The following is a 25,337-nucleotide window of genomic DNA, read 5'->3' as shown; positions in this document are numbered from 1 at the left end:
GGCGGCCGGGGCGGCCCGGCAGTGCGGGGTGTCATCGCCGGACATGACAAATGTCAGACGGGACCTGGGGGGAACGCACGACAAAGGCCCCGGTCGATGACCGGGGCCTTTGATCAGAGAGCGGACGACGAGGCTCGAACTCGCGACCTCAACCTTGGCAAGGTTGCGCTCTACCAACTGAGCTACGTCCGCATTGCCTCCGACCGGCTCTCACCGATCGGCGCGTGCACCAGCCTACCTGATCCACAGTGGTGGTCGGTACGGCGGTGCAGAGCGGGTGACAGGAATTGCACACTGCGCCTTCCCCCTGGAAGGGGGATGTTCTACTACTGAACTACACCCGCAAGTACTCCGTGAGCCGGGCCTTTCGGCCTCGCCCCTCGGCGTGCTCCAGACTCTAGCTGATCAGCGGGGGTGCTGCGCAAGTCGGCTGCCGAGGGGGACGGGTGACCGGCCGTCGGGGCGGGCCGCCCGGCCGGTTCAACGCGCCGCGGCGAACGCCTCGTAGACCTTCTTGGGGATCCGCCCGCGCGCGGGGACGTCCATCCGGTTCGCCTGTGCCCAGGCGCGCACGGCGGCCGGGTCCGGGGCGACCTCGGTCTGCCGGTACGCCTTGCCGGAGTGCGACCGCTTGCGGCCGGCGTCCACGTAGGGCTCGAGGGCCGCACGCAGCTTCCTGGCGTTGGTTTCGTTGAGGTCGATCTCGTACGACTTGCCGTCCAGACCGAAGGCGATCGTTTCCGCCGCTTCCGAGCCGTCGATGTCGTCAAAGAGAGTGACCACGACCTTCTGCGCCACGAATATCGGTCCCTTCGTGCGACACCTCTCGTCCGGACGTCCGTGATGACGTGCCGGGACATCGCCGAGATGTCGGCTGTCCGCCTGTAATCGGGCAAAGTATCTGCTAATGACAATTCATTTGTACAGTGCCCGGCATTGCATTGTGAAGCTCGACTAAATCTCTCCGCGTGTCCGGGGCGCAATAGGGATGTGCGAGCGAACGGGAATCTTTCCCGGATCTTTTCCCTGACGTCTCCCCGCGATGCCGAATCGTGATGACGGTCACGTAGATTCCTCCAACTCTACTCGCGTAGAAATTTTGTGCGGGTAGTCTGAAGGAACCTGCTCAGCACCACACACCGGGAGTGCCAGTGGCACGCGTCGTAGTCGACGTCATGCTCAAGCCGGAGATCCTCGACCCCCAGGGCCAGGCGGTGCAGCGCGCACTGCCGCGACTGGGTTTCGAAGGGATCTCGGACGTCCGCCAGGGAAAGCGATTCGAACTGGAAGTTGACGGGCCGGTCGACGAGGCCGCGCTCGCCCGTATCCATGATCTTGCGGAATCCTTCCTCGCCAACACCGTGATCGAGGACTTCACCGTACGGGTCGAGGAAGTCGCGGAGGCCGCGAAGTGACCGCTCGTATCGGCGTCGTCACTTTCCCGGGCAGCCTGGACGACCGGGACACCCAGCGCGCGATCCGCGTCGCCGGCGCCGAGCCCGTCGCCCTCTGGCACAAGGACAAGGACCTCAAGCAGGTCGACGCCGTGGTGCTCTGCGGCGGTTTCAGCTACGGCGACTACCTGCGCGCCGGCGCCATCGCGCGCTTCTCGCCGGTGATGGACACCGTCATCGACCAGGCCAGGGCGGGGCTCCCCGTCCTCGGCATCTGCAACGGCTTCCAGATCCTCACCGAGGCGCACCTGCTCCCCGGCGGCATGCTGGGCAACGACCACCTGCACTTCATCTGCCGTGACCAGAAGCTGCGGGTGGAGAACGCGGACACCGCCTGGACCGCCGACTACACGGCCGGCCAGGAGATCCACATCCCGCTGAAGAACATGGACGGACGCTACGTCGCCGATCAGCGGACGCTGGACGAGCTGGAGGCCGAGGGCCGCGTCGCGTTCCGTTACATGGACCTCAACCCGAACGGCTCGCTCAACGACATCGCGGGCATCACCAACGCCGCGGGCAACGTCGTCGGCCTGATGCCGCACCCCGAGCACGCCGTCGAGCCGCTGATCGGCACCGGTCGCACCGACGGCCTGCCGTTCTTCACGTCGATCCTCAAGAAGCTGGTCAACGCATGAGCCGGACGCCTCTGGACACGGTCGAGCACGCGGCCGCGACCCCCGACGTCGAGCTGCCCTGGGCCGAGCTGGGCCTGAAGAAGGACGAGTACGAGCGGGTGGTGGAGATCCTCGGCCGCCGCCCGACCGGCGCCGAGCTCGCCATGTACTCCGTCATGTGGTCCGAGCACTGCTCGTACAAGAGCAGCAAGGTCCACCTCCGCCAGTTCGGCGAGAAGGCCCCCGAGTCCGACGCCCTCCTCGTCGGCATCGGCGAGAACGCCGGTGTCGTCGACGTCGGCCAGGGCTACGCGGTCACCTTCAAGGTCGAGTCGCACAACCACCCCTCCTACGTCGAGCCCTACCAGGGCGCGGCCACGGGCGTCGGCGGCATCGTCCGCGACATCATCGCCATGGGCGCCCGCCCGGTCGCCGTCGTGGACCCGCTGCGCTTCGGCGCCGCGGACCACCCCGACACCAAGCGCGTCCTGCCGGGCGTCGTCGCCGGCATCGGCGGCTACGGCAACTGCCTGGGCCTGCCCAACATCGGCGGCGAAGTCGTCTTCGACGCCTGTTACCAGGGCAACCCGCTGGTCAACGCCGGCGCCATCGGCGTCATGCGGCACGAGGACATCCACCTCGCGAAGGCCTCCGGCGCCGGCAACAAGGTCATCCTGTACGGCGCCCGCACCGGCGGCGACGGCATCGGCGGCGCCTCCATCCTCGCCTCCGAGACCTTCGACGACGCCAAGCCGTCGAAGCGACCCGCCGTCCAGGTCGGCGACCCCTTCCAGGAGAAGCTCCTCATCGAGTGCACCCTGGAGGCCTTCAGGGAGAAGCTGGTCGTCGGCATCCAGGACCTCGGCGCGGCCGGCCTGTCCTGCGCCACGTCCGAGCTGGCCTCCAACGGCTCCGGCGGCATGCGCGTCACCCTCGACGACGTCCCGCTGCGCGACTCCACGCTCTCGCCCGAGGAGATCCTCATGAGCGAGTCGCAGGAGCGCATGTGCGCGGTCGTCGAGCCCGACAAGGTCGACCGGTTCCTCGAGATCTGCGACAAGTGGGACGTCATCGCCACCGTCATCGGCGAGGTGACCGACGGCGACCGCCTGGAGATCTTCTGGCACGGCGGCAAGATCGTCGACGTCGACCCGCGCACGGTCGCCCACGACGGCCCGGTCTACGAGCGTCCCTACGCCCGCCCGTCCTGGCAGGACGAGCTCCAGGCGGACGACGCGAACAAGCTGCCGCGCCCGGAGACGAGCGAGGAGCTGAAGGACCAGGTCCTGAAGCTGGTGGGCTCGCCCAACCAGGCCTCCAAGCAGTGGATCACCCAGCAGTACGACCACTTCGTGCAGGGCAACACCGTCCTCGCCCAGCCCGAGGACTCCGGCATGATCCGCATCGACGAGGAGTCCGGCCTCGGCGTCGCGATCGCCACCGACGGCAACGGCCGCTACGCCAAGCTCGACCCCTACACCGGCGCGCAGCTGGCCCTCGCGGAGGCGTACCGCAACGTCGCCACCACCGGCGCCAAGCCCCTCGCGGTCTCCGACTGCCTGAACTTCGGCTCGCCCGAGGACCCGGCCGTCATGTGGCAGTTCGCCGAGGCCGTGCGCGGCCTGGCGGACGGATGTCAGCAGCTCGGCACCCCGGTGACCGGCGGCAACGTCTCGCTCTACAACCAGACGGGCGAGGCCGCCATCCACCCGACCCCGGTGGTCGCGGTCCTCGGCGTCATCGACGACGTGGCCCGCCGCACACCGGTCGCCTTCCAGGAGGAGGGCCAGCTGCTGTACCTCCTGGGCGACACCCGCGAGGAGTTCGGCGGCTCGGCCTGGTCCCAGGTCGTCCACGACCACCTCGGCGGTCTGCCGCCCGAGGTCGACCTGGAGCGCGAACGGCTGCTCGCCGAGATCCTGATCTCCGCCTCCCGCGACGGCATGATCGACTCCGCGCACGACCTGTCCGACGGCGGTCTGATCCAGGCCGTGGTCGAATCGGCGCTGCTCGGGGGGAAGGGCGCGCGTCTGGTCGTACCGGACGGGCTCGACGCCTTCACCTTCCTGTTCTCCGAGTCGGCGGGCCGCGCGATCGTCGCCGTGCCGCGCTCGGAGGAGGTCCGCTTCAACGACATGTGCGGCGCCCGGGGCCTGCCGGCCACCCGCGTCGGCGTCGTCGACGGCGACACGGTGGAGGTCCAGGGGGAGTTCTCCCTCACCCTCACCGAGCTGCGCGAGGCGCACGAGGCCACGATCCCGGCACTGCTGGCCTGACCGGCACGGGAGTACGCCGACGGAGACCCCGCACGACACCGTGCGGGGTCTCCGCCGTAAAGTACCGGCGGCCGTCGCCGCTCATGCCGGCGGGCCGCGGGAGGGAACCGGGGGAGCGGTGGGGATACCGAGCACTGTGCGCAAGTCCGTGAACGTGCTGCTGTGTCTGGCAGCGGTCGTGGCCATCGGCTGGTGCGGGCGGGACCTCTGGCAGATGGTCGACGGCCGACGGCAGATCGACGCGGCCTGCGGGGGCCTCGTCCCGGCCGGACGGGTGCTGTCCCTGTCCCCGGCGGGCGGCGCCCTCACCCACCGCACCTCCGAGGAAGGCACGATCGACCTCGACGACGGGCTGCCGCAGGACTGCGAGGTCTTCAGCACCGAGGCGGGCGAGGCGTACGGCACGCGCAGCGGGGAGCGCTGGTTCTTCACCGGCACGGTGGGCGTCCTGCCGGCGGACGGACCCCGGGTCGCCGACTCCCCGATGGAGGTCCTCCTCGATCCCCGCGGCGGTCCGACCCACCCGTACCAGCCGCTCGGCGGCGGCATCACGGGCCTCGTCACGGACTCCGGGGTCGTCGTCGAACTCCCGTGCGCCGGGGGAGAGGCGGACGGGCGGCCCGTCACCGCCCTGTGGGCGCGGGCCGAACTGATGGTCACCAAGCCGCCCTTCTCGGAGAACGGCCAGCTCACCGGCCACGACCGGGACGTCCTCGCCGAGACCGCCGTGACCACCGCCAACAACCTCGCGGGCCGACTGGGCTGCGCCGACCGGCTGCCCGACCCGCCGGAGGACATCCCCGCGCTGCCCGAGGGCCCCGTTCCGGCCTCCCGCGCCGAGGGCACCTGTGCCTGGTACCGCGAGGCCGGCTTCGCCCGGAGCGGCCGGTTCCCGGACCAGGTCCTCCAGAGCCGCACGGACGACCGGCTCTGGGACGAGCGGTGCGTCCTCGTGTTCGGCGCCGAGCGCGCGGCCGGTCTCTACCACGCCGAGGCCGAAGACCACTCCTACCTCACCCGGCCGACGAGGCCGGGGCAGTGGTTCGTCTCCCTCCACACCCACTCCGGCGAGAGGGCGAAGAACGTCCTGCTCACCAGCGCCCACGGTGACGAGACGCCGGAACCCGCCGAGCCCGGCGGGGCGGGCCGCAGCAGCGAGGATCCGGTCTGGTGGGCGTCCTCCGTCTGCGCCGGACAGCCGCAGATCCACACCATGACCCTCGCCCACGGCTACGACAAGGTGATCTCGTCCGAGATCGAGAAGGCCTTCCGCGCCTACGTCACCGACGTCGCCGAGCGCCGTCACTGCACGGATGTCGTCCTCCCGAACTCCTCCGACTTCCCCTTCCGTCCCGCATAGGCTCGTTCCATGCCCCCGGCCAAGAAGCGCGCCCGCTCCTACGACCCCGCCAAGACCCGTGCCGCCGTCCTGGCGCAGTTCGGGAACGTACGGGCGGCGGTGCGCACCCTCACCCCCGGGCAGCTCGCGCTGCCGACGCGGCTCGGCGACTGGACCGTACGGGAGCTGGTCGCGCACATCGGCACGGCGTTGACGGCCGTGGACCGGCTGCTGGAGGAGCCGGTGCCCGCGCGGCAGGACGGGCGGCTGCCCGACTGGCCGTCCGCCGTCGCCGCCGACGCGGACGCCATCGCCGGCGCCGCCCGCCGGCTCGCGGCGGACCACCCCGACCTCGACGCCCACCTCGCGGACGCCGAGCGGCGCTTCACCGCCCGCCTCGACGAGACCCCCGGCGACCGGCTGCTCCCCACCAGCGCGGGCGCGCTGCCGCTGGCCGACTACGTCGTCACCCGCACCGTCGAGCTCGTCGCGCACACCGACGACCTGAACGCCGCCGTCCCCGGTCTCGACGTCCCGTACGACCGCCGGGCCCTGGCCGCCTGCACCCGGCTGCTGGCCGACGCGCTCGCCGTGAAGGCCCCCGGCGGCTCCACGGAGGTGCGGATCCCGCCGTACGCGGTCGTGCAGTGCGTGGAGGGGCCGAGGCACACCCGGGGCACTCCGCCGAACGTCGTCGAGACCGACCCGCTGACCTGGATCCGGCTGGCCGGCGGACGGGCGGCCTGGCAGGACGCGGTGGCCGGCGCGAAGGTGAGCGCGAGCGGGGAGCGGGCGGACCTCGGACCGTACCTGCCGCTGCTGGGATGAGCCCGGAACGCGGGGGGAACCACTTGCTTCCCGCCCACGTCGAATCGGCATGTACAGGCAGAGGCACAAGCAGCGCATGACCCTGACGGCCCTCGCCGTGCTCGTCGTCCCGCTCGCGGCGGCCTGTGGCAGTGAGCGGGCGGGCGCCGGCGGCGACACCGCCGAGGCGGAGCAGCCGGTCACCGGCGTCCGCTGGAGCATCGACGGCCTCACCGTCGACGGCACCGCCCACCGCGCCCCCGACGGAGCGCACCTCGTCCTCGACGGCAGCGGCCGGGCCGAGGGCAGCTACGGCTGCAACACCTTCAGCGCCGACGCCGCCGTCGACGGCGACCGGATCACGCTCAGCGACACCGCGTCCACCGAGATGGCCTGCGACGACATGTCCATGGACGTCGAACGGGCCCTCTCCCGCGCGCTCTCCGGCAGCGTCCTGACGTCCGAGGTGGACGACGACCGCCTCACCCTCACCACCGGGTCCGGCGACACCGTGCGCCTGAGCCGGACCGAGGACAGCCCGCTGTACGGCACCCGGTGGACCGTCACCACGCCCGCCGTCGGCGAACGCGCCCACCTCACCTTCGACCGGGAGGAGGGCACCGTCTCCGGCCGCCTCGGCTGCAACCACGTGAACGCCGACGCCACCGTGCGCGACGGCCATATCACCCTCGGCGCGCCGGCCTTGACCCGAATGATGTGCGAAGACTCACTCATGGACGCCGAGAAGGCGCTGACGAAGCTGTTCAACGGCACCGCGGACTATGCGATCGACGGCCGGAACCTCACGCTGACCAGCGAAAACGGCATCAGTGTGCGGGCCGTCGCGGAACGCTGATCCACCGCCGGGGCCGTATCCCGCATTCGGACCAGCGGCCGGTCTCGCCTACACTCGGTGGCGTGCCACGTGGTGACGGACGACTCAACCACGACCTGCTCCCCGGCGAGAAGGGCCCCCAGGACGCTTGTGGCGTCTTCGGTGTCTGGGCTCCGGGCGAAGAGGTCGCCAAGCTCACGTACTTCGGGCTCTACGCCCTCCAGCATCGGGGCCAGGAATCCGCGGGTATCGCGGTCAGCAACGGCTCCCAGATCCTCGTCTTCAAGGACATGGGCCTGGTCTCCCAGGTCTTCGACGAGACCTCTCTCGGTTCGCTCCAGGGTCATATCGCGGTCGGACACGCCCGCTACTCGACCACCGGTGCCTCCGTGTGGGAGAACGCCCAGCCGACGTTCCGCGCCACCGCGCACGGATCCATCGCGCTCGGCCACAACGGCAACCTGGTCAACACGGCGCAGCTCGCCGAGATGGTCGCCGAACTCCCCAAGGAGAACGGTCGCGCCCCCAAGGTGGCGGCCACCAACGACACCGACCTGATCACCGCCCTGCTGGCAGGCCAGCGCGCCGCCGACGGCGAGCCGGTGACCGTGGAGCAGGCCGCGCACGCGGTCCTCCCCAAGGTCAGGGGCGCCTTCAGCCTCGTCTTCATGGACGAGAACACCCTGTACGCGGCCCGCGACCCGCAGGGCATCCGTCCGCTGGTCCTCGGCCGCCTGGAGCGCGGCTGGGTCGTCGCCTCCGAGTCCGCCGCCCTCGACATCTGCGGCGCGAGTTTCGTGCGCGAGATCGAGCCGGGCGAGTTCGTCGCCATCGACCAGAACGGACTGCGCACCTCCCGGTTCGCGGAAGCGAAGCCCAAGGGCTGTGTCTTCGAGTACGTGTACCTGGCCCGCCCGGACACCGACATCGCCGGCCGGAACGTGTACCTCTCGCGTGTCGAGATGGGCCGCAAGCTCGCGAAGGAAGCCCCCGTCGAGGCCGACCTGGTCATAGCGACCCCGGAGTCCGGCACTCCGGCCGCCATCGGCTACGCGGAGGCCTCCGGCATCCCCTTCGGCGCCGGCCTGGTCAAGAACGCGTACGTCGGACGTACGTTCATCCAGCCCTCGCAGACCATCCGGCAGCTCGGCATCCGCCTGAAGCTGAACCCGCTCAAGGAAGTCATCAAGGGCAAGCGCCTGGTCGTCGTCGACGACTCGATCGTGCGCGGCAACACCCAGCGCGCCCTGGTCCGCATGCTCCGCGAGGCGGGCGCCGCCGAGGTCCACATCCGGATCTCCTCGCCGCCCGTGAAGTGGCCCTGCTTCTTCGGCATCGACTTCGCCACCCGCGCCGAGCTCATCGCCAACGGCATGACCATCGACGAGATCGGCACCTCGCTGGGAGCCGACTCCCTGTCGTACATCTCCATCGACGGCATGATCGAGGCGACCACCATCGCCAAGCCGAACCTGTGCCGCGCCTGCTTCGACGGCGAGTACCCGATGGAGCTGCCCGACCCCGAGCTCCTCGGCAAGCAGCTCCTGGAGACCGAGCTGGCCGCCGGAACCGCCGCCCCGGCCTCGGTCGACGCGATCCGCCGCCCGTAAGCCCTGACGGACGACACGAAAGCTCTCACAGTCATGTCCCAGAACACTGGTGCCAGCTACGCAGCGGCGGGCGTCGACATCGAGGCGGGCGACCACGCCGTCGAGCTGATGAAGGAGTGGGTGAGGAAGACGCGGCGCCCCGAGGTCCTCGGCGGCCTCGGCGGGTTCGCCGGCCTCTTCGACGCCTCCGCCCTGAAGAACTACGAGCGGCCCCTGCTCGCCTCCGCCACGGACGGCGTCGGCACCAAGGTCGACATCGCGCGGCGGATGGGCGTCTACGACTCCATCGGTCACGACCTGGTCGCCATGGTGATGGACGACATCGTGGTGTGCGGCGCCGAACCGCTCTTCATGACCGACTACATCTGTGTCGGCAAGGTCCACCCCGAGCGTGTCGCCGCCATCGTCAAGGGCATCGCGGAGGGCTGTGTGCTGGCCGGATGCGCCCTGGTCGGCGGCGAGACGGCCGAGCACCCCGGCCTGCTGGGTCCGGACGACTTCGACGTCGCCGGGGCCGGTACGGGCGTCGTGGAGGCCGACCGGCTGCTCGGCGCGGACCGCATCCGCACGGGTGACGCGGTGATCGCCATGGCGTCCTCCGGACTTCACTCCAACGGCTACTCCCTCGTCCGCCACGTGCTGCTGGACCGCGCGGGGCTCGCCCTGGACGTCCGGATCGACGAGCTGGGCCGCACCCTCGGCGAGGAGCTCCTGGAGCCCACCAAGATCTATTCGCTGGACTGCCTGGCCCTGATCCGCACCACCGAGGTGCACGCGTTCAGCCACGTCACCGGCGGCGGCCTCGCGGCCAACCTGGCCCGTGTGATCCCCGACGGACTGCACGCGACCGTGGACCGCTCCACCTGGGCGCCCGCACCGGTGTTCGACCTGGTCGGTCGGACCGGTTCGGTCGAGCGGCTGGAGCTGGAGAAGACGCTGAACATGGGCGTCGGCATGATCGCGATCGTGCCGCAGGAGTCCGTCGACGTGGCGCTGGCGACGCTGGCCGACCGCGGGGTGGACGCCTGGGTGGCCGGTGAGATCACCGACCGCGGCGAGCACACCACGGGCGCGGCCCTTGTCGGTGACTACGCGAAGTGAGCGACGGCGTGCCGCCCGCACGGTCACCGTGCGGGCGGCACGCCGGATGGTCAGGGCCGCCGGGCCGGCCGAGGCAGCACTAAACCCGGTCGGTGACCGGAGTCACCGACCGGGCTGGTGTTCAGCGCAAGGTCAAGCGCCGCGACGCTGTTGCGAGGACGGGTCGCCCTCGTCCTCGTCGTCGTCCTCATAGAGGTCGGCGTACCGTGCGTACAGGTCGTCGTCTTGCTCATCGTCCTCGAAACGCTCACCGTTCGGTGGCTGGTTCGATGGCGATGCGCCCAGCTCCTCGGCCAGGCGTGAGAGATCAGTCCCACCGCTGTTGTACTTCAGCTGGCGGGCGACCTTCGTCTGCTTGGCCTTGGCCCGGCCGCGCCCCATGGCTCGACCCCCTCAACGACGGGGCTCGACGGCCCCAGAGTCTTGACACGCGTTCATGGTCCAGAACGGACTCTCCGCGGAGAGACCGGTCCGTAGGGCTTCCACGGTACCTGAGCCCGCGCCCATACGGTACGTCGCCCGCATGACGTGCCCGCGCCCAGGACCTTCGAGGCGCCCCGTCCTCGCTGGTCAACCGCGATTTTAACCACTTATCGACGGTCGACCCGCCGGGAGAAGTGAGAGTTCTCTCCAAGTACCCCCCGGCGAGTACCGCACATGTGTGCGAAGACGTCCCGGGTCGGGCCGTCCTCGTACGCGTCATCGCGCCGGGCGCGCCTCCGCCATCCGCTGCTCGGCGATCCGGTCGGCCGCGGCGGCCGGCGGAATCCCGTCCTCCTTCGCACGTGCGAATATGGCGAGCGTGGTGTCGAAGATCTTGGACGCCTTCGCCTTGCACCGGTCGAAGTCGAAGCCGTGCAGCTCGTCGGCGACCTGGATGACACCGCCGGCGTTCACCACGTAGTCCGGTGCGTAGAGGATCCCGCGGTCGGCGAGGTCCTTCTCCACGCCCGGGTGGGCGAGCTGGTTGTTGGCGGCGCCGCAGACCACCTTGGCGGTCAGCACCGGCACGCTGTCGTCGTTCAGCGCCCCGCCGAGCGCACACGGGGCGTAGACGTCCAGCCCTTCGGCGCGGATCAGCGCCTCGGTGTCGGCGACGGCCGACACGCCCTGGGGGTGCCGGTCGAGGACCCGTCGCACGGCGTCCTCGCGCACGTCGGTGATCACGACCTCGGCGCCCTCGGCGCGCAGGTGCTCCACCAGGTGGTGGCCGACCTTGCCGACGCCGGCGACGCCGACCTTGCGGTCGCGCAGCGAGGGGTCGCCCCACAGGTGCTGGGCGGCGGCCCGCATGCCCTGGTAGACGCCGTAGGAGGTGAGCACGGAGGAGTCGCCCGCGCCGCCGTTCTCCGGGGAGCGGCCGGTGGTCCAGCGGCACTCCCGGGCCACGACGTCCATGTCGGCGACGTAGGTGCCGACGTCGCAGGCGGTGACGTACCGGCCGCCGAGCGAGGCGACGAACCGGCCGTAGGCCAGCAGCAGCTCCTCGGACTTGAGCTGCTCCGGGTCGCCGATGATCACGGCCTTGCCGCCGCCGTGGTCGAGCCCGGCCATGGCGTTCTTGTACGACATCCCGCGGGCGAGGTTCAGCGCGTCGGCGACGGCCTCCTCCTCGGAGGCGTACGGGTAGAAGCGCGTACCGCCGAGGGCGGGGCCCAGTGCGGTGGAGTGGATGGCGATGACGGCCTTGAGGCCGGTGGCGCGGTCCTGGCAGAGCACGACTTGCTCATGGCCCCCCTGGTCCGAGCGGAACAGGGTGTGCAGGACGCCGGCAGATACGTCGGTCACTGTGGTGACTCCTGAGTAAGTAGCGGCGGGTGGGGTCGGCCCCCGTAGAGGTGGCGAGGGCTGTGGCACGAGATTAGATCCTCGGACGCCCGTCGGCGGCACCGTGCCCCGGATCACCTCCGTCCGGAGTACCGCAGTGCGGCCGGTTCGCAGGGGTTTCCCACCCGTCCGGGCGGGGGCCCGGCAGGTTTTCGCGACGGTCCTCGGGGGAGGGAGCAGGCGTGCCCAAGGTGTCCTCGGTGATCGTCCCCTACGCGACCTACTTGCGCGTGTACGAACCACTGACCGCCTTCCCGGAACCGGAACGCGGCCACTGGGCCCGTTACGCCCGTCGCCCCGACCGCCCCTCCTGCCAGGACGAGCTCCGCCGCTCCCTGGCCGACCTCGTGCCCACCCCGCCGGTGCCGGTGCCGGTGCACGAGAGCGACGACGCGTTCGTGCTGGAGGCCGACGGCGTGGTCCGCGTCTGCCCCTGGCGCACCCGGCTGCGCGGCTGGCAGGCCCTGGGCGAGCTGGCCGAGGACTTCCCGCTGCCGGTCCTGGACGCCCTGCTGCCCCCGGTCGTACGGCACCAGGCGACCCGGGACTACGAGCGCTGGCTGGCCGATCACCCCGACGCCCGGCCGTGGATCCGCACCGCGACCTGGCAGGTGCCGATCAACTGGTTCGTGCTGTTCGCGGACGACGAGCGGGAGTACGTCGAGGGCTCCGCCGGCGAGGAGCCCGCCCTGCGGTACCGGACCCCGATGGTCCAGGCCCGCCGACGGGTGGCGCGGGGGCTGCGGGCGCTCAGGGACGCCGTGGACGAGAGCCTGCTGATCGACGGACTCGTGGACGTCGGGCGCTGGCTGGAGGAGTTCCACCCGCGCTCGCTGGTGGAGCTGGACTACGGCGGACTGGTGCACGCCCTGCCGGCCGGCGTGCTCGAGGGCGACCGCTCGGCGGCGGACGTGGCCGAAGGGATCGCGGCGCTGCGCCGGGGCGACGAGGAGGGCGCCGGGGCGGCCTACGGGCGCCTCGTGGAGCGCTGGCGGTCGGTCCGCGACCTGCGCTCGGCGAACTGACGTTTGACCAAACGCCGTTCTTGGGGTTTCGTCTTCGCCCTGAGGTGACTGAGGTCCTGTCAGTACGGGTCGGGGAACGGACGTAGACGCCGATCCGGGCGTATGTCCCAAGCGCGTCAAGCGTGACGGACCGCACTTACACGCCCCTTGCGCCCCTTGCCCACCCTCATGCCAAAATAGGACAAGGAGTCCGGGAGGACTCTTCCGTCCTGATGTGCTCGACTGCGGGCGGAATCTCGGCAATGCACGCTTTGGGGGGTCTGGTGACTCCTGATCGCTGCTGTGACTGATCGTCACAGTGGCGTGACTGTCCGCTATGGCACGGTCCATCGGCTTCCGCGGCTGATGAACACCTGGGAGGGCAATTCCATCGGTTTGGCCGACGTGGCTGGACAGATGGTGTAGTTGTAGTGCCGAGGACAAGCCGTTCGTCCTATAACCGACTCGACTCGCGTCCGCCATTTCGGGCAACGCGGGTCAAGGTGCAGAATTTAGAGGAAAGAACCGAGAAGGTTCGGTTCTCCCGAGGAGGCCGCTCATGACCGCTCGCACCCCTGATGCCGAGCCGCTGCTGACCCCGGCTGAGGTCGCCACCATGTTCCGCGTCGACCCCAAGACGGTCACGCGCTGGGCGAAGGCAGGCAAGCTCACGTCGATCCGCACGCTCGGCGGGCACCGCCGCTACCGCGAAGCCGAGGTCCGCGCACTGCTCGCGGGCATTCCGCAGCAGCGCAGCGAGGCCTGAACCACCGCATGAACCGGGTACGGCCGGCCGGTCCCCCACCGGTCGAGGCGCCCGGGAACCCTGGCTCCGAACGACGCGGGGACTGCCCCAACAGGCCCCTCGCCCAAGCCGATCAGAGCTTTCCAGGCAACTGAACAAGGGTGCGTCGTCGATCGCGCTGGACTCCGCCGGGTCCAGCGCGATCTTTTTTGTGCGCTCACGGGGGGCCGGCCCGCTCCTGGCGAGGTCCGTGGAACGCTCCGTGTGCGAGCTTGTCGGACTCTGGGGGCGAGTGGGGGATCACCTGTGCGCCGGCCAGCGCGGGCCTCTCCGAGCAGTGCAATTGCACATATTAAATTGACCTGTTGTAGGGGAGGCGTAAGTACCGCACTTCCCAAAACTCATATGGTGACACCCGTCACATACCGGCTGGCTTGTTGAGCCTGCGGCATATGCGCTAGAGGGAACGGGCGTTGGGGCCGGGTTGTTCCCCGGTCGGCCGGGAGGGGGCCGAGGGACGGGGCGCGGAGTCCGTCTCCAGCCGCAGGAGGCGGTGGCGGAGGGGGCGGCGGCGGGTGAGGTGCCGGTACGACGACGCGGCCGACAGGTGCGCGCGGAGCAGTGCCCGTGTCTCGTGCCCGGCCGATGCCGCCATACGCCACCTCCAGGGGGCCACACGGAGCGGTGCCCTGCTTCTTGGAGTACCGGGGGGCGGCGGGCGCGTCAAGACGGCAGGGGGGCACAGGGAGGCGCACGGCACACCGTCCGCGCAGAGGAGCCCGGGGCCCGGGCTTCCGCCGTGTCCGAGACCCGCGTCCGCCGCGGGTCACCGGCCTTCCGGGAACGCGGTCCTGACGGGGTGTGTCGTGGTCCTGCGCGGCTCCGCCGTGACGTGCCCTCACGCGGAAGAACCGTGTCCGCCGCGGGGCGCGGCCTCCGTTGCGGGGGTGTGCGCATGCGGAAGGCCCGCATCCCTTGCGGGTGCGGGCCTTCTCCTTGCTGAGGTCCTGACGGGATGTGCTGTGTCTGTGCGCGGCTCCGCCGCGGGGCGCGGCCTCCGTCGCGAGCGTCTCCTCATGCGGAAGGCCCGCATCCCTTGCGGGTGCGGGCCTTCTCTTCACTGCGGTCCTGACGGGATTTGAACCCGCGGCCTCCACCTTGACAGGGTGGCGAGCACTCCAAACTGCTCCACAGGACCAGGTTTCGCGGCGCTGTCCGTGCGTTGCGCTGCGAGAAGGACTCTACAGGAGGTGGAGCCCCCCGGTCGAACTCACCCTGTGTGCGGGTCCCGTCACGGCGCCGCCGCGTCGATCGCCTTCACGATCCGCTTGTCCGACACCGGGTACGCCGTACCGAGCGCGTGGGCGAAGTAGCTGACCCGCAGCTCCTCGATCATCCAGCGGATGTCCAGCACCTGCCGCGGCACCGGCCGCCCCTGCGGCATCTGCTCCAGCAGCCACGCGTACTCGTCCCGCATCTCGTGGACCTTCGCCATGCGCGTGGTGTCCCGCTGCACGTTCGTCGGCATCTGCTGCAGGCGCCGGTCCGCGGCCACCAGGTAGCGCATCAGGTCCGGCAGCCGCCGCAGCCCCGCCTCCGTCACGAAACCGGGCCGCACCAGCCCGTCCAGCTGCTCCCGTACGTCCTGGAGGTTGGGCAGCAGGGCGGGGCTCCGTACGCCCTTCAGACGGCGCTCACAGGACTGCCACGCCGCCAGCACCTGCTGCACCTGGCCCACCGCGCGGACCGTCGTGTCGACGATCTCCGCGCGGACCTTGTCGTACAGCTTCCGGTAGGACTCCTCGTCCCACACCGGTCCGCCGAAGTCGGCGATCAGCCGGTCCGCCGCGGCCATCGCGCAGTCGTCGAACAGGGCCTGCACCGAACCGTGCGGATTGGCGGACAGCGCCAGCTTCTGCGCGTTCGTCAGCTTCTCGGAAGCGAACTTCGCGGGGTTCACCGGAATCCCCAGCAGGATCAGCCGGCGCGTGCCCTTCCACATCGCCTCCGCCTGCTCGGCCTCCGTGTCGAACAGCCGGACCGACACCGTGTCGCCGTCGTCGACCAACGCCGGATACGCCTTCACCGGCTGACCGGCACGACGGGTCTCGAACACACGGGTGAGCGAGCCGATCGTCCAGTCCGTCAGCCCCTTGCGCTCCAGCGACTCACCGCCCCGGCGCTGCGCCGTGGCGGCGGCCGCCTGGGAGAGCGCCTTGCGGGCCTTCGGCCGCAGCTGGAGCTTGAGAGCCTCCAGGTCCTTGTCCTCGGCGACCTTGCGGCGCCGCTCGTCAACGATCCGGAACGTCACCTTCAAGTGGTCCGGGACGCGGGACCAGTCGAAGTCCTCCGCCTCGAAGGGAACCCCGACCATCCGCTTCAGCTCACGGGCCATCGTCACGGTCAGCGGCTCCTGCAGGGGCACCGCCCGCTCCAGGAACGCCTTCGCGTAGTTCGGCGCCGGCACGTAGTTGCGCCGGATCGGCTTGGGGAGCGAACGGATCAACTCCGTGACGACCTCCTCGCGCAGCCCCGGGATCTGCCAGTCGAAGCCCTCGTCCGTCACCTGGTTCAGCACCTGGAGCGGAACGTGGACCGTCACACCGTCGGCGTCCGCACCCGGCTCGAACTGGTACGTCACCCGGAACTTGAGCGGGCCCTGCCGCCACGAGTCGGGGTAGTCGGCCTTGGTGACCGCCTCCGCCGACTCACGGATCAGCATCTCCCGCTCGAAGTCGAGGAAGTCCGGCTGCTCGTGCCGCTTGTGCTTCCACCACGAGTCGAAGTGCGCCCCCGACACCACGTGTTCGGGGATCCGCTGGTCGTAGAAGTCGAACAGGGTCTCGTCGTCGACCATGATGTCCCGGCGCCGGGCGCGGTGCTCCAGCTCCTCGACCTCGGTCAGCAGCTTCCGGTTGTCGGCGTAGAACTTGTGGTGCGTCCGCCAGTCGCCCTCGACCAGGGCGTTGCGGATGAACAGCTCCCGGGAGACCTCCGGGTCGATCCGTCCGTAGTTCACCTTGCGCTGCGCCACGATCGGCACGCCGTACAGCGTCACCTTCTCGTACGCCATCACGGCCGCCTGGTCCTTCTCCCAGTGCGGCTCGCTGTAGGTGCGCTTGAGCAGGTGCTCCGCGAGCGGCTCCACCCACTCCGGTTCGATCTTCGCGTTGACCCGCGCCCACAGCCGGGACGTCTCCACCAGCTCGGCCGACATCACGAACCGCGGCGGCTTCTTGAACAGCGCCGAACCGGGGAAGATCGCGAACTTGGCGTTCCGCGCGCCCAGGTACTCGTTGCGCCCGCCGTCCTTGCGGCCGGCGCCCGGACCGGAGTCCTTGGACTCCTTCACGTCCTTCATGCCGATGTGCGACAGCAGGCCGGCCAGCAGGGAGACGTGGATCCGGTCGTCGGCGGCGTCCTCCTCGTTGAGGTGGATGCCCATCTGCTTGGCGACCGTGCGCAGCTGCGTGTAGATGTCCTGCCACTCGCGGATCCGCAGGAAGTTCAGGTACTCCTGCTTGCACATCCGGCGGAACGACGACGAACCGCGCTCCTTCTGCTGTTCGCGCACGTACCGCCACAGGTTGAGGTACGCGAGGAAGTCGCTGGACTCGTCCCGGAACCGGGCGTGCTGCTGATCGGCCTGCGTCTGCTTGTCGGCGGGCCGCTCCCGCGGGTCCTGGATCGACAGCGCGGCCGCGATGACCATGACCTCGCGGACACAGCCGTTCTTGTCCGCCTCCAGCACCATGCGGGCCAGCCGCGGGTCCACCGGCAGCTGCGCCAGCTTCCGCCCGGTCTGCGTCAGCCGCTTGCGGGGGTCCTTCTGCGCCGCGTCGAGCGCGCCCAGCTCCTGGAGCAGCTGCACGCCGTCGCGGATGTTGCGGTGGTCCGGCGGGTCGATGAACGGGAACTTCTCGATCTCGCCCAGGCCGGCCGCCGTCATCTGCAGGATCACCGAGGCGAGGTTGGTGCGCAGGATCTCCGCGTCGGTGAACTCCGGACGGGCCAGGAAGTCGTCCTCGCTGTACAGCCGGATGCAGATGCCGTCCGACGTACGGCCGCAGCGGCCCTTGCGCTGGTTGGCGCTGGCCTGCGAGACGGGCTCGATCGGCAGCCGCTGCACCTTGGTGCGGTGGCTGTAGCGGGAGATGCGGGCGAACCCGGGGTCGATGACGTACTTGATGCCCGGCACGGTCAGGGACGTCTCGGCCACGTTGGTCGCCAGGACGATCCGGCGGCCGCTGTGCTGCTGGAACACCCGGTGCTGCTCGGCGTGCGACAGCCGGGCGTACAGCGGCAGCACCTCGGTCGACCGGTACCGCTTCTTCGTGAGCGCGTCCGCCGTGTCCCTGATCTCCCGCTCACCGGAGAGGAACACCAGGATGTCGCCGGGCCCCTCCGCCATCAGCTCCTCGACGGCGTCCGTGATCGCGGTGATCTGGTCGCGGTCGGCGTCGTCGGAGTCCTCCTCGAGCAGCGGCCGGTACCGCACCTCCACCGGATAGGTGCGCCCGCTGACCTCGATGATCGGCGCGTCCCCGAAGTGCCGGGAGAAACGCTCCGGGTCGATGGTCGCGGAGGTGATGACGACCTTGAGATCCGGCCGCTTCGGCAGCAGCTGCGCGAGGTAGCCGAGCAGGAAGTCGATGTTGAGCGACCGCTCGTGGGCCTCGTCGATGATGATCGTGTCGTAGGCGCGCAGCTCGCGGTCGGTCTGGATCTCGGCGAGCAGGATGCCGTCCGTCATCAGCTTGATGAAGGTGGCGTCCGGGTTCACCTGGTCGGTGAAGCGGACCTTCCAGCCGACGGCCTCGCCCAGCGGCGTGTCCAGCTCCTCCGCCACCCGCTCCGCGACCGTGCGCGCGGCGATCCGGCGGGGCTGCGTGTGCCCGATCATGCCCCGCACGCCCCGGCCCAGCTCCATGCAGATCTTCGGGATCTGCGTGGTCTTGCCGGAACCGGTCTCACCCGCGACGATCACCACCTGGTGATCACGGATCGCCTCGGCGATCGCGTCCTTCTTCTGGCTGACGGGCAGCTGCTCGGGATACGTGACCGCGGGTACCCGGGCGCGTCGCCCGGCCATCCGCTCCTCGGCCCCGGCGACCTCCGCCTCGATCTCGGCGAGTACGGCGGCGCGGGCCTCGGGCTTGCGGATCCCGCGTGCGCCTTCGAGCCTACGCCCGAGCCGGTGCGCGTCGCGCAGTGACAGTTCGGTGAGGCGGGAGGCGAGGGGACCGAAAGCGGGGGCAGAGTGCGTAGACATACGGACTCCAGGATCTCATCCCGCGAAAATTCGCGGCCAATGATTTTGCCGGGGTGCGGAGCGCATGCGGAGGTCCATGCGCGGGGCACACAACAAGGCCCCGATCGAGGATCGGGGCCTTTGCTGTGGCTGGGGCCGGGGTCGAACCGGCGACCTATCGCTTTTCAGGCGATCGCTCGTACCAACTGAGCTACCCAGCCGCGGTGTTTCACGTGAAACACCAGCGGTCCTGACGGGATTTGAACCCGCGGCCTCCACCTTGACAGGGTGGCGAGCACTCCAAACTGCTCCACAGGACCAAGCGTGTCGTACGACAGTGTCGCACAGGGTGGTGCGTGCCCCCAACGGGATTCGAACCCGTGCTACCGCCTTGAAAGGGCGGCGTCCTAGGCCGCTAGACGATGAGGGCTATCGGCCCGCCTGGGCGCTTCTCAGCGCGTCGGGGACGTGAGAAGCATATGGGATGGCGGGAGGGATCGCCAAAACGGTTTACGGCGCGGGCGTCGGAGGGGTGGCCGACGGGGCCCCGGAGGAGGGGGACGGCGAGGTGGTCGCCCCCGGCTGGTTCTCCTCCGGGAGGTGGCGGCTGACCTCCGCCGTGGTGAGGCCGAGGCCGCCCAGCTCGATCGAGTCCCAGGCCTGGAGACGGCGGGTGTCACGGTCGAAGTAGAGGATCGACGTCTCGATCGGGTCCGGGTACTTCCCCTCGATGGCGCGCAGGCCGCTGCCGCCGGTGGAGCCCTCGACGCGGAGCCGGGTGCCGTACTTCATGACCTCCGTCTCCTCGCGGTGGATGTGCCCGGCCAGCACCAGCGGCACGGTGCCGTCGACCTCGCGGGCCGCGGACGGTTCGTGGGCGACCGCCACGTCCACCGGGGTGCCGGCGTTCCGCTGGTCGCGCAGGGCGGAGGCGAGCCGGGCGCCCGCCAGCTCCTGGGACTGCTCGGCGCCGGTCCGCTTCGAGCGGTCGGGGGTGAACTGCGGGTCGCCGATGCCGGCGAAGCGCAGGCCGGCGACGGTCCTCGCCCTGCCGTCGTCGAGGACGTGGACGTTCTTCATGCCTTCGAGGTAGCGCTGGGTGACGAGCGAGTCGTGGTTGCCGCGGACCCAGACGTAGGGGGCGCCCAGGTCCTCGACGGGGTCCAGGAAGCCGTTCTCGGCGGCGGTTCCGTGGTCCATCGTGTCGCCGGAGTCGACGATCACGTCCACCCGGTACTGCTCCACCAGCGAGGCGATGATCTTCCAGCTGGCCGGGTTGAGGTGGATGTCGGAGACGTGCAGCACGCGGATGGTCGTCGGGTCGGGCTGATAGGCGGGGAGGGTGGAGGTGGCGTCGTACAGCTTGGTCACGTTGGTGACCAGGCGTGCCAGCTCCTTCTGGTAGACGTCGAACTCCGTGACGATGCTGCGGGCGTCGCCGACCAGGGACGGGGCGGAGGAGAGCAGGCCGGAGAACCTGGGTTCCAGGACGGAGTCGGGGTTCCAGGTGGCGTACGCCGTGCCGCCGGACGCGGCCAGCAGGCCGAGGGCGAGGCCGCCGGCGGCGAGGGCCCTGCGGGGGCGGCGGTAGACGGCGAGGCCGAGGGCGGTGGCGCCGGTGACCACGGCGACGCAGGAGCGCACGGCGAGGTCGGCGGTGCCGTGGGCGATGTCCCGGGTCACCTCGTCCTGGAGGCCGGAGAGGCGTTCGGGGTGGTCGACGAGGGCCTGGGAGCGCTCGGGGTCGAGCTGGTCGACGTTGACGTCCAGGCGGACGGGCGCGACATGGCTGTCGAGCTGGAGGGCGCCCAGCGGGGAAACGTTGATCTTCGTGCCGCCGGTGACGGAGGGACGCAGGGTCATGGTGGTGTTCATGGGGCCCACGGGAACCCGGACGTTGCCGACGACCAGCAGGCCGAGCCAGGCGCCGAGGACGACCACGGCGACGAGACCGGCCGCGCGCGCCCAGGGGCGCGGCCGCGGGGCGAGGGCGGGCGTCGCGGTGGCGGGCCTGCGGGGGCGCCGGTGGCGGGCGGTGAGGGCCCGCGGGACCCCGGGGAGGCGCTGGAGGGCGTTCAGGACGGCGGAGGGGACGCGGGCCATTGGTCCCGTATGCCCATGTCGGTGGCCGGATATGCGGGGCCCGTGTGCGACTCGTGGGGACGGCCCGTGCCCGACAATGGCTCTGTGCTGGAGATGACGCGCGAGATGTTCGAGGAGCTGGTCGCCGAGGCGCTGGATCGGATCCCGCCGGAACTCACCCGACTGATGGACAACGTCGCGGTGTTCGTGGAGGACGAGCCGCCGGCGGACGATCCGGAGCTGCTCGGGCTGTACGAGGGGACTCCGTTGACGGAGCGCGGCGAGTGGTACGCGGGGGTGCTGCCGGACCGGATCACCATCTACCGGGGGCCGACGCTGCGGATGTGCGAGTCCCGGGAGGACGTCGTCGCCGAGACGGAGATCACGGTGGTGCACGAGATCGCCCACCACTTCGGGATCGACGACGCCCGGCTGCACGCGCTCGGCTACGGATAGGGCGTGATCCGGACGACACCTCCGTGCCGTTCGCGTGTCCTCTCGCGGGTGGTGGGAGTTGGGGTTGTCGACCCTGCACTCCAACCGGAGGTGGCCCCGTGCGCCGCTTGTACGTACCCGTCCGCCTGGCCGCCACGGTCGTGGCCGTCGCCGCTGCCGCCGGCTGCATGAGCGTGGGCGGGGACGGTGCGGGCGGGGCCGCCGGACCGTCGCACTCCGCCGGGAAGCCGGGCGGTGAGGCGCCGGACGGGGGCGCCGCGGTCCCGGGCGGAGGTGCCGGGTACGGCGCCACGTCGGCCGGCGGAGCGCGCGGGGACGGCGAGGGCGAGGGGCGCGGAGGCGAGAGGAAGAAGGGCAGGGTCAGGGCCGGGAAGACGGCGTCCACCGAGGCCTCACCGTCCGCGGAGGTCAGCCGGTCCGCACCGGCCGACGGCGGGCCGGACGGGCCGGCGGGGCCCACCCCGGACGACGGCCCCGCGCCTTCGGAGCCTTCGCGCACGCCGGAGCCGCAGCCCTCGCCACCGCCGCCCGAGCCGTCGGCGGAACCGGAGCCGACACAGGCGGAGCCGTCCTCGTCGGCGCACCAGCCGCCCGAGACGCAGTTGGTGCAGCGGGAACCGGCGCCGGAGGCGGGGGAGCCGGTCTACTGAGCCGTTCCCCGCGCCTCCCCGCCTCCGGACCCGCCCTCACCTGCTGGTTTGCATTCGGGTGGGCCGGTTGCGTATGGTGGCAGATCGTCTGACCCTATTTGCCCGGCGCCACTGCAGAGCGCGCCGTGTGGCGCGTACTCTCTCCCCTGCCGTGGTGGACCGCATCGAGGCGGTCGTCATTGTGACCTGCGAATCACGGAGTTGACGGGCGCGTGCCGAAGAGACTCCGGAAGGTTTCGCATTCGTATGCCCATCGCCAGTACTGATCACGTCGTCGTGCCCGAGAACACCGAGGACACCGACACCCGCACCGACGTCACCACCGAGACGACGGAGGCCCCCGAGACCACCTTCGCCGACCTCGGCCTGCCCGAGGGCGTCGTGCGCAAGCTCGCGCAGAACGGCGTGACCACCCCCTTCCCGATCCAGGCCGCGACCATCCCGGACGCCCTGGCCGGCAAGGACATCCTCGGCCGGGGCCGCACCGGCTCCGGCAAGACCCTCTCCTTCGGTCTGCCGACCCTGGCCACGCTGGCCGGCGGACGGACCGAGAAGCACAAGCCGCGCGCCGTCATCCTGACGCCGACGCGTGAGCTGGCCATGCAGGTCGCCGACGCGCTCCAGCCGTACGGGGACGTCCTCGGCCTGAAGATGAAGGTCGTCTGCGGCGGCACGTCCATGGGCAACCAGATCTACGCCCTCGAGCGCGGCGTCGACATCCTGGTCGCCACCCCGGGCCGGCTGCGGGACATCATCAACCGCGGCGCCTGCTCGCTGGAGAACGTGCAGATCACCGTCCTCGACGAGGCCGACCAGATGTCCGACCTGGGCTTCCTGCCCGAGGTCACCGAACTCCTCGACCAGGTCCCGGCGGGCGGTCAGCGGATGCTGTTCTCCGCGACCATGGAGAACGAGATCAAGACCCTCGTCGACCGGTACCTCGACGACCCGGCGACGCACGAGGTCGACGCGGCGCAGGGCGCGGTGACGACCATGTCGCACCACATCCTCGTCGTGAAGCCCAAGGACAAGGCGCCGGTCACCGCCGCCATCGCCTCCCGCAAGGGCCGCACCATCATCTTCGTCCGCACCCAGCTGGGCGCCGACCGCGTCGCCGAGCAGCTGCGGGACGCCGGGGTGAAGGCGGACGCGCTGCACGGCGGCATGACGCAGGGCGCGCGGACGCGCACCCTGGCCGACTTCAAGGACGGCTACGTCAACGTCCTGGTCGCCACCGACGTCGCCGCGCGCGGCATCCACGTCGACGGCATCGACCTGGTCCTCAACGTTGACCCGGCCGGCGACCACAAGGACTACCTGCACCGCGCGGGCCGCACGGCGCGCGCCGGCCGCACCGGCACCGTCGTCTCCCTGTCCCTGCCGCACCAGCGCCGCCAGATCTTCCGGCTGATGGAGGACGCGGGCGTCGACGCCACGCGCCACATCATCCAGGGCGGCGCCGCCTTCGAGCCGGAGGTCGCCGAGATCACCGGAGCCCGGTCGATGACCGAGGTGCAGGCCGAGTCGGCCGGCAACGCGGCGCAGCAGGCCGAGCGCGAGGTCGCCCAGCTCACCAAGGAGCTGGAGCGGGCCCAGCGCCGCGCCTCCGAGCTGCGCGACGAGGCCGACCGTCTGCTGGCCCGGGTCGCGCGCGAGCGCGGCGAGGACGTCGAGACGGTGGCCGCCGAGGCCGCCGAGGCGGCCGAGGCCGGGGTCACGCTGCCGGAGCAGCCGACCGCGCGGGACGTCGAGCGGACCGAGCGCGCGGAGCGTACGGAGGCCCCGGCGCCGTACGAGCGGCGCGAGCGCCGTGACGACCGCGGCGGGCGTTCCTTCGAGCGTCGTGACGACCGTCGTGACGACCGTGGTGGGCGTTCCTTCGAGCGTCGTGACGACCGCGGTGGGTTCAACCGCGACCGCGGTGACCGCCGGGACGACCGTGGCGGGTTCCGTCGCGAGGAGCGCCGTGACGACCGCGGCGGGCGTTCCTTCGAGCGTCGTGACGACCGTCGTGACGACCGTGGTGGGCGTTCCTTCGAGCGTCGTGACGACCGCGGTGGGTTCAACCGCGACCGCGGTGACCGCCGGGACGACCGTGGCGGGTTCCGTCGCGAGGAGCGCCGTGACGACCGCGGCGGGCGTTCCTTCGAGCGTCGTGACGACCGTGGCGGGTTCAACCGCGACCGCGGTGACCGCGGCGGGTTCCGTCGCGACGACCGCGGCGGCCACCGCGGCAGCGACCGTCCGTTCAACCGCGACCGCCAGGGCGACCGCCCCGGCTTCCACTCCGGCTCCCACGACCGCCCGTACGGCCGTCGTGACGACCACCGCGGCGGCTCCTTCGGCCGTCGCGAGGACAAGCCGCGCTGGAAGCGCAACGGCTGACACGGCCTCACCCGGCCGACCGGGAGGGCCCGCACGACACCCGTCGTGCGGGCCCTCCCGCGTTCCGCGCGGGACACGTCCGGCCCTGCCTCGGCGATACCCGATCGGAGTCCCGGCCGCGTCCGGCTATGCTCGGGGAGGCAACATCGCCAGGGGCCCTTAGCTCAATTGGCAGAGCAGTGGACTTTTAATCCATTGGTTGTGGGTTCGAGTCCCACAGGGCCTACCTCCGGCAGGAGCGGCACATCGCCTCTGACCTGCCGCGCGGCGCTCGAACCGGCTTCGGCCGGCTCGGGCGCCGCGTCATTTCGCGGGGCGCTCGTCCCGGATCGGGTCGAGGAGCTGCACGGCGATCCCGGCGAGGACCAGACCCGCCGCGATGAGGAGGCCGTCGGGGAGGGCGATGCCCGCGGCGAGCATGACCACCCCGATGACCAGAGCCCACCGGGCGCCCGTGCGCCGGTGCTCGCGGGGGCGGGCCGGACGGCCTCCGGGCAGCGGGCGGACGAAACGGGGGTCCTCGTGCTCGAGACGGGCCGCGAGGTCGACCAGGTGCTCGTCGTCGGGCTGGGACACGGCTCCTCCTTCCCAGGGGGCGGCCGCCCGGTGACACCGTCGACGGCCATCGCTCCGTGACACCGGGGCGTCATCGGTCCGACCGTCGGCCTGCCGCCAACTCGGCACGGTACAAAGGAGTTTGCCCGCCCGCCGACATCGTCACCCACCCGGTGCGAGAGACTCCAGCGTCGCCCACCGCCGCCGCCGGCCACCATCCGTCGCGGGCCCCATCCACCCCGGGGGCCACTGCGTACACGGGCCGCCCGGCCGGCCGGGCGGCCGGGGGAGAAATGGGGGTTGTCACCGATGGCGCGGGGACCGCTCGGCGCACACGCTAAGA

At 70.9% G+C, this 25,337-nt stretch carries 20 protein-coding genes and 7 tRNA genes; 14 read left to right on the top strand and 13 right to left on the bottom strand.

Going from position 1 to position 25,337, the window contains the following annotated elements:
- Window positions 1-119: 119 nt before the first annotated feature.
- The 3 genes from ACZ8ZB_RS16155 to ACZ8ZB_RS16145 form a co-directional block, all read right to left on the bottom strand.
- Window positions 120-192 (bottom strand) — tRNA-Gly (locus ACZ8ZB_RS16155).
- A gap of 80 nt (window positions 193-272) precedes the next feature.
- Window positions 273-344: transfer RNA gene (locus ACZ8ZB_RS16150), tRNA-Gly, on the bottom strand.
- A gap of 136 nt (window positions 345-480) precedes the next feature.
- Window positions 481-798, bottom strand: coding sequence for a histone-like nucleoid-structuring protein Lsr2 (locus ACZ8ZB_RS16145; protein ID WP_470738422.1), 318 nt, complete (start codon window positions 796-798; stop codon window positions 481-483).
- Between the two features lie 353 nt (window positions 799-1,151).
- On the opposite strand from ACZ8ZB_RS16145, the gene purS reads away from it, so the two are divergent.
- The 8 genes from purS (at window position 1,152) to purM (ending at window position 10,039) form a co-directional block, all read left to right on the top strand.
- Window positions 1,152-1,415, top strand: coding sequence for a phosphoribosylformylglycinamidine synthase subunit PurS (purS, locus tag ACZ8ZB_RS16140; RefSeq protein ID WP_006133353.1), 264 nt, complete (start codon window positions 1,152-1,154; stop codon window positions 1,413-1,415).
- On the top strand, window positions 1,412-2,092 hold the full coding sequence (gene purQ / locus ACZ8ZB_RS16135) for a phosphoribosylformylglycinamidine synthase subunit PurQ (protein WP_470738421.1): 681 nt from the start codon (window positions 1,412-1,414) through the stop codon (window positions 2,090-2,092). The genes purS and purQ overlap by 4 nt, the downstream gene beginning before the upstream one ends.
- The gene (gene purL, locus ACZ8ZB_RS16130) at window positions 2,089-4,347 is read left to right on the top strand and encodes a phosphoribosylformylglycinamidine synthase subunit PurL (RefSeq protein WP_470738420.1); all 2,259 of its coding nucleotides are present in this window, start codon (window positions 2,089-2,091) and stop codon (window positions 4,345-4,347) included. The genes purQ and purL overlap by 4 nt, the downstream gene beginning before the upstream one ends.
- Before the next feature lie 136 nt (window positions 4,348-4,483).
- Window positions 4,484-5,707: a hypothetical protein gene (locus tag ACZ8ZB_RS16125; protein ID WP_470738419.1), complete on the top strand. Its 1,224-nt coding sequence runs from the start codon at window positions 4,484-4,486 to the stop codon at window positions 5,705-5,707.
- 9 nt (window positions 5,708-5,716) lie between these two features.
- On the top strand, window positions 5,717-6,514 hold the full coding sequence (locus ACZ8ZB_RS16120) for a maleylpyruvate isomerase family mycothiol-dependent enzyme (protein ID WP_470738418.1): 798 nt from the start codon (window positions 5,717-5,719) through the stop codon (window positions 6,512-6,514).
- A 49-nt stretch (window positions 6,515-6,563) separates the two neighbouring features.
- Window positions 6,564-7,349: an META domain-containing protein gene (locus ACZ8ZB_RS16115; protein WP_470738417.1), complete on the top strand. Its 786-nt coding sequence runs from the start codon at window positions 6,564-6,566 to the stop codon at window positions 7,347-7,349.
- 62 nt (window positions 7,350-7,411) lie between these two features.
- Window positions 7,412-8,938 (top strand): amidophosphoribosyltransferase, encoded by a 1,527-nt coding sequence (purF, locus tag ACZ8ZB_RS16110; protein ID WP_470738416.1) that lies wholly within the window; start codon window positions 7,412-7,414, stop codon window positions 8,936-8,938.
- A 33-nt stretch (window positions 8,939-8,971) separates the two neighbouring features.
- A complete protein-coding gene (gene purM / locus ACZ8ZB_RS16105; protein ID WP_470738415.1) occupies window positions 8,972-10,039 on the top strand; it encodes a phosphoribosylformylglycinamidine cyclo-ligase in 1,068 nt (355 codons plus the stop codon).
- Between the two features lie 132 nt (window positions 10,040-10,171).
- Here purM and ACZ8ZB_RS16100 read toward each other — a convergent pair whose 3' ends face one another.
- Complete coding sequence (locus tag ACZ8ZB_RS16100) at window positions 10,172-10,420, bottom strand: DUF3073 domain-containing protein (protein ID WP_030820419.1); 249 nt, start codon at window positions 10,418-10,420, stop codon at window positions 10,172-10,174.
- Between the two features lie 318 nt (window positions 10,421-10,738).
- Window positions 10,739-11,827 (bottom strand): Leu/Phe/Val dehydrogenase, encoded by a 1,089-nt coding sequence (locus ACZ8ZB_RS16095; RefSeq protein WP_470738414.1) that lies wholly within the window; start codon window positions 11,825-11,827, stop codon window positions 10,739-10,741.
- Between the two features lie 221 nt (window positions 11,828-12,048).
- Here ACZ8ZB_RS16095 and ACZ8ZB_RS16090 point away from each other — a divergent pair, with 221 nt between their 5' ends.
- Together ACZ8ZB_RS16090 and bldC are read left to right on the top strand one after the other, a co-directional pair.
- Window positions 12,049-12,891 carry a DUF8083 family protein gene (locus ACZ8ZB_RS16090; RefSeq protein WP_470738413.1) on the top strand — a complete coding sequence of 281 codons (843 nt, stop codon included), beginning with the start codon at window positions 12,049-12,051 and terminating at the stop codon, window positions 12,889-12,891.
- A 538-nt stretch (window positions 12,892-13,429) separates the two neighbouring features.
- The gene (gene bldC, locus ACZ8ZB_RS16085) at window positions 13,430-13,636 is read left to right on the top strand and encodes a developmental transcriptional regulator BldC (RefSeq protein ID WP_003949541.1); all 207 of its coding nucleotides are present in this window, start codon (window positions 13,430-13,432) and stop codon (window positions 13,634-13,636) included.
- Between the two features lie 436 nt (window positions 13,637-14,072).
- Here bldC and ACZ8ZB_RS16080 read toward each other — a convergent pair whose 3' ends face one another.
- From ACZ8ZB_RS16080 to ACZ8ZB_RS16050, 7 genes are all read right to left on the bottom strand, one after another.
- Window positions 14,073-14,270: a DUF6274 family protein gene (locus ACZ8ZB_RS16080; RefSeq protein WP_470738412.1), complete on the bottom strand. Its 198-nt coding sequence runs from the start codon at window positions 14,268-14,270 to the stop codon at window positions 14,073-14,075.
- Between the two features lie 468 nt (window positions 14,271-14,738).
- A tRNA-Asp gene (locus ACZ8ZB_RS16075) sits at window positions 14,739-14,813 on the bottom strand.
- Between the two features lie 93 nt (window positions 14,814-14,906).
- Complete coding sequence (hrpA, locus tag ACZ8ZB_RS16070) at window positions 14,907-18,887, bottom strand: ATP-dependent RNA helicase HrpA (RefSeq protein ID WP_470738411.1); 3,981 nt, start codon at window positions 18,885-18,887, stop codon at window positions 14,907-14,909.
- Between the two features lie 126 nt (window positions 18,888-19,013).
- A tRNA-Phe gene (locus ACZ8ZB_RS16065) sits at window positions 19,014-19,087 on the bottom strand.
- A 24-nt stretch (window positions 19,088-19,111) separates the two neighbouring features.
- Window positions 19,112-19,186: transfer RNA gene (locus ACZ8ZB_RS16060), tRNA-Asp, on the bottom strand.
- Window positions 19,187-19,223: 37 nt separating this feature from the next.
- A tRNA-Glu gene (locus ACZ8ZB_RS16055) sits at window positions 19,224-19,296 on the bottom strand.
- 80 nt (window positions 19,297-19,376) lie between these two features.
- The gene (locus tag ACZ8ZB_RS16050; protein ID WP_470738410.1) at window positions 19,377-20,969 is read right to left on the bottom strand and encodes a metallophosphoesterase family protein; all 1,593 of its coding nucleotides are present in this window, start codon (window positions 20,967-20,969) and stop codon (window positions 19,377-19,379) included.
- Between the two features lie 84 nt (window positions 20,970-21,053).
- On the opposite strand from ACZ8ZB_RS16050, the gene ACZ8ZB_RS16045 reads away from it, so the two are divergent.
- The 4 genes from ACZ8ZB_RS16045 to ACZ8ZB_RS16030 all read left to right on the top strand — a co-directional run bounded on the left by ACZ8ZB_RS16045 (window position 21,054) and on the right by ACZ8ZB_RS16030 (window position 24,665).
- Window positions 21,054-21,404 (top strand): metallopeptidase family protein, encoded by a 351-nt coding sequence (locus tag ACZ8ZB_RS16045; protein ID WP_159534388.1) that lies wholly within the window; start codon window positions 21,054-21,056, stop codon window positions 21,402-21,404.
- Between the two features lie 98 nt (window positions 21,405-21,502).
- Window positions 21,503-22,054: a hypothetical protein gene (locus ACZ8ZB_RS16040; RefSeq protein ID WP_470738409.1), complete on the top strand. Its 552-nt coding sequence runs from the start codon at window positions 21,503-21,505 to the stop codon at window positions 22,052-22,054.
- Window positions 22,055-22,300: 246 nt separating this feature from the next.
- Complete coding sequence (locus ACZ8ZB_RS16035; RefSeq protein WP_470738408.1) at window positions 22,301-24,439, top strand: DEAD/DEAH box helicase; 2,139 nt, start codon at window positions 22,301-22,303, stop codon at window positions 24,437-24,439.
- Between the two features lie 153 nt (window positions 24,440-24,592).
- Window positions 24,593-24,665: transfer RNA gene (locus tag ACZ8ZB_RS16030), tRNA-Lys, on the top strand.
- A gap of 77 nt (window positions 24,666-24,742) precedes the next feature.
- Here ACZ8ZB_RS16030 and ACZ8ZB_RS16025 read toward each other — a convergent pair.
- On the bottom strand, window positions 24,743-25,015 hold the full coding sequence (locus tag ACZ8ZB_RS16025; protein ID WP_470738407.1) for a DUF3040 domain-containing protein: 273 nt from the start codon (window positions 25,013-25,015) through the stop codon (window positions 24,743-24,745).
- Window positions 25,016-25,337 lie beyond the last annotated feature (322 nt).

The organism is Streptomyces sp. 12E (genome assembly GCF_055633275.1).
Note: the sequence above shows the minus strand (reverse complement) of the source record. Positions and strands in the feature narration are given on the sequence as shown.